Raw genomic sequence first — 845 nt, forward strand, 5'->3', positions numbered from 1 at the left:
GATCAGTCCACGGGCTCCTCCAGCGAGTCGAGGAAGCCGAGCGCCACCCGCCAGGTGGCCTCGGCCGCCTCCTCGTCGTAGTCGGGCAGGCCGGGGTCGGTGTAGAGGTGTCCGGCGCCCGCGTACCGGTAGACCTCCACGTCGGCCCCGGCCCGGCCCATCCGCAGGTACCAGGCGGTGAGCCAGTCGTCGGTCTCGAACGGGTCCGGCTCGGCGACGTGCAGCTGCACCGGCAGCCCGTAGGCCGCGGCGTTCTCCGCGATGTCGGAGGTGCCGTGCAGGAGCAGCAGGCCCCTCGCCCTCTCATCGCCGAGGGCCAGCGTCTGCGCCACCGAGGCGCCGAAGGAGAACCCCGCGTACACCAGGCAGCGCTCCGAGTAGGGCCACCGACCTGCTGCTGCGGAAGGCCGACGTACGCCACCACGAAACACCGCTGTGGGGCCTGCTGCGCCGGGCCCGCGTCCCGTACCAGCTGCTGCTCTGCGCGGTCCTGCTCAGAGCCTCCTACGACGAGGCACGGCTGCTGAGCTCCCACGAGGTCGCCGTCGGCCGGATGCTCAGCCTGGTGCTGATCGGGTCGGCCGCCTGGCTGGCCATCCGGATCGCCGCCGCGGTCGTGGAGACCTCCTACACCCGGTACGCCAGCAACCACCGGGAGCGCGACCCGGCCCGGGTGCGCCGGGTGCGCACCCAGGTGACCCTGATCCGCCGGGTGGTGTCGGCGGTGGTCGGCGTGGTCGCGGTGGCCGCGATGCTGCTGACGTTCCCGGCGATGCGCGCGGCCGGCGCCTCGCTGCTGGCCTCGGCGGGCATCCTCGGCATCGTCGCCGGCGTCGCCGCCCAGT

Annotated in this window: 2 pseudogenes; one reads left to right on the top strand and one right to left on the bottom strand. The window is 73.8% G+C overall.

Features of this window, described 5'->3' with window-relative positions:
* Positions 1-2 precede the first annotated feature (2 nt).
* Positions 3-383, bottom strand: a pseudogene (locus tag LPA54_RS33350) (dienelactone hydrolase family protein); the annotation flags it as partial.
* Between the two features lie 8 nt (positions 384-391).
* Between LPA54_RS33350 and LPA54_RS33355 the strand changes: the two are divergent.
* A pseudogene (locus tag LPA54_RS33355) lies at positions 392-845 on the top strand (mechanosensitive ion channel family protein); the annotation flags it as partial.

The sequence above is a fragment of the Streptomyces sp. DH12 genome (assembly GCF_020873895.1).
Taxonomy (GTDB): domain Bacteria; phylum Actinomycetota; class Actinomycetes; order Streptomycetales; family Streptomycetaceae; genus Streptomyces.